Origin of the sequence: Mycobacterium sp. 1245499.0 (assembly GCF_001673615.1) — a bacterium.
GTDB classification, from domain to species: domain Bacteria; phylum Actinomycetota; class Actinomycetes; order Mycobacteriales; family Mycobacteriaceae; genus Mycobacterium; species Mycobacterium europaeum_A.
The window spans coordinates 1-2,677 of the sequence record NZ_LZMG01000373.1 but is presented as its reverse complement, the minus strand read 5'-3'; the positions used below and the strand labels follow the sequence as shown (position 1 = coordinate 2,677).

Below are 2,677 nucleotides of genomic sequence, written 5' to 3'. Positions count from 1 at the left end.
GAACTTCGGGCTCGGCTCGTCACGCCCGGTGGCGGCGCTGTTCGTCGAACTCGGCGTCGCCGGCCTGGTCGCCGAGGAATTCAACTCGCTGTTCTTCCGCAACGCCGTGAACTCCGGGCTGCCGGCGATCACCGTCCCCGAGGCCACCTCGGCGTTCAGCGACGGCGACACCGGAACCTTCGACCTCGGCGACGGCAGCTGGCGCAACGACACCACCGGGGTCGCGGGCACCGTCGCGCGCCTGCCCGACCTGATCCTCGACATCATCGAGAGCGGCGGTGTGCTGCCCCGGCTCGCCCGGCAGGGCTACCTGCCTACCGAAATGGGCGACCTGCTGCGCTCACCCGCGGTGGCGATGCGCGGCGCGGGCAGCGGCGCGTGATCGAGCGTCTGGGCCGGGCGTTGCGCGGGGTGCGCGCGGGTGCCCGCCGAAGCCCGCTCGCCGGCGGCGCGTTCGAGGCGCCCACGACCATCGCCGTAACCAGCACCGCGTTCAGCGACGGGGGCGCCATGCCGGCGTCCAGCGCCGGCAAGGGCGTCGGCGACAACGCCTCCCCGCCGTTGCGCTGGGACGCGCTGCCGGGCCGCACCCGCCAGGTCGTGCTCGTCATGGACGACGTCGACGTCCCGCTGCCCCGGCCCCTGTTGCACACCGTCGCGGTGATCGACCCGAGCGTCGGCGGCGTGGCCGCGGGTGCGCTGCAGCCGGGATGCCCGGGAATCCGCTTCCCGCGGGCCGACCTGGGTCACCGCGGCTATGCCGGGCCACGGCCGATCCCCGGCCATGGGCCACACCACTACCGCTTTCAGGTATTCGCGCTCGATGTCACCATTCCGGACGCCGTGACCAACGCCAAGGGGCTGCTGGCCGCGATGCGCGGTCACGTGCTGGCGCGGGGCACGCTGACCGGAACCTACGAGCGCTAGCCACCGATCGCCCCGCTGACCTGCGGTTGGCAGTGTTTGGCAGCGCCCGGCGTCGATCTGGCAGTGGGCTGGGAGCAGCGTCGGTAGCGATCGCAGTCCGCCAGAGAAAGGAACATCATGTCCGCTATCACGCTTGACCGCACCGGTACCCGGGACGGCTTGCTTCGGCTCGCCATGCGCGCCGACGCCGCCATCAGCGGGCTGGTCGGGCTGGCCGGTCTGCCGTTTGCCGGCTGGCTCGCCGACCTCTCGGGCACCACGAAGGCGTTCGAGTACGCCATGGCCGCGTTCTTGATCGCGTACGGCGTGGTGGTGTTCGGGCTGGCCAGCCTGCCATCGGTGCGGCGCGCCGGCATGGGCGTCATCATCGCCAACGTGGCATACACGGTGGCCGCGATCGTTCTGGTGCTCGCGGACGTCTTTCCGTTGACGTCGGCCGGCGTCGTGTTGAACCTGGCGGCCGGCGCTTACACGCTGGTGTTCGCCGAAGTGCAGTACCAGGGGTGGCGGCGCGCCAAGGCGTGAGCGCGAATGCTCGCAGGCCCGCTCGGTGATCCGGGCGGGCCCGTGCGCGCAGGCTAGTCCTTGGGGATTTCGCGTTCGATCTCGTCGAGCCAGATGCGCGCGGACATGTCGGACGGCGCGCGCCAATCCCCCCGCGGCGACAGCGAACCCCCGTGCGACACCTTGGGCCCGTTCGGCAGCGCCGAGCGCTTGAACTGGCTGAACGAATAGAACCGCTGCACGAAGACCTGCAGCCAGTGCCGGATCTCCTTGAGCGTGTAGGACGGCCGCTTGTCCTCGGGGAAGCCGGGGGGCCAGATGCCGTGGTCGGGATCGCTCCAGGCGTGCCAGGCCAAAAAGGCGATCTTGGACGGCCGGAATCCGAAGCGAAGCACATGGAACAATGAAAAGTCCTGCAGCGCAAATGGTCCCACTTTTGCTTCGCTGCTCTGCAGCTCTTCTTCCTCGCCGCTGGGCACCAGCTCCGGGGTGATCTCGGTGTCGAGCACCGACTGGAGCACCTCGCTGACCTCCGGTTCGAACTGCTCGGACGAGATGACCCAGCGGATCAAGTGCTGGACCAGTGTTTTGGGCACGCCGGCGTTGACGTTGTAGTGCGACATCTGGTCGCCCACCCCGTAGGTCGACCAGCCCAGTCCCAACTCGGACAGGTCGCCGGTGCCCAGCACGATGCCGCCACGCTGGTTGGCCAACCGGAACAGGTAGTCGGTGCGCAAACCGGCCTGGACGTTTTCGAAGGTGACGTCGTACACCTTTTCACCGCGCGCGAACGGGTGATCCATCTCCTTGAGCATCAGTTCCGCGCTCTGGCGAATGTCGATCTCCGCGAACGTCACACCCAGCGTGCGGCACAGCTCGGACGCGTTGCGTTTGGTGCGGTCCCCGGTGGCGAAGCCGGGCAGCGTGAACGCCAAAATGTCGCTGCGCGGCCGTTGTTCGCGATCCATCGCGCGGGCGGCCACGATCAGGGCGTGCGTCGAGTCCAGTCCACCGGAGATCCCGATGACCACCTTCGGGAAATCCAGCGCGCGCAGGCGCTGTTCGAGGCCGGCGACCTGGATGTTGTAGCCCTCGAAGCAATCCTGTTCCAGCCGTTGCGGATCGGCGGGGACGAAGGGGAAGCGCTCGATTTCGCGGCGCAGGCCGATGTCCCCGCCGGGTGGGTCCAACCGAAATTCGATGTGCCGATAGGCATCCGTGGTCGTCCGGTGGTGGCGCCGGTTGT

Annotated in this window: 4 protein-coding genes; 3 read left to right on the top strand and 1 reads right to left on the bottom strand. The window is 68.8% G+C overall.

The features are described from left to right. The 3 genes from A5646_RS23190 to A5646_RS23180 all read left to right on the top strand — a co-directional run. On the top strand, positions 1–382 hold a 382-nt coding region (locus A5646_RS23190; protein WP_067024476.1), incomplete at its 5' end, for a 3-isopropylmalate dehydratase. Further along, positions 379–927: a YbhB/YbcL family Raf kinase inhibitor-like protein gene (locus A5646_RS23185; protein ID WP_066877445.1), complete on the top strand. Its 549-nt coding sequence runs from the start codon at positions 379–381 to the stop codon at positions 925–927. The genes A5646_RS23190 and A5646_RS23185, both read left to right, overlap by 4 nt. Before the next feature lie 117 nt (positions 928–1,044). Continuing rightward, complete coding sequence (locus A5646_RS23180) at positions 1,045–1,452, top strand: hypothetical protein (protein ID WP_066867075.1); 408 nt, start codon at positions 1,045–1,047, stop codon at positions 1,450–1,452. A gap of 53 nt (positions 1,453–1,505) precedes the next feature. On the opposite strand, the gene A5646_RS23175 is transcribed toward A5646_RS23180, so the two are convergent. Continuing rightward, on the bottom strand, positions 1,506–2,677 hold a 1,172-nt coding region (locus A5646_RS23175), incomplete at its 5' end, for an NAD(+) synthase (protein WP_067024473.1).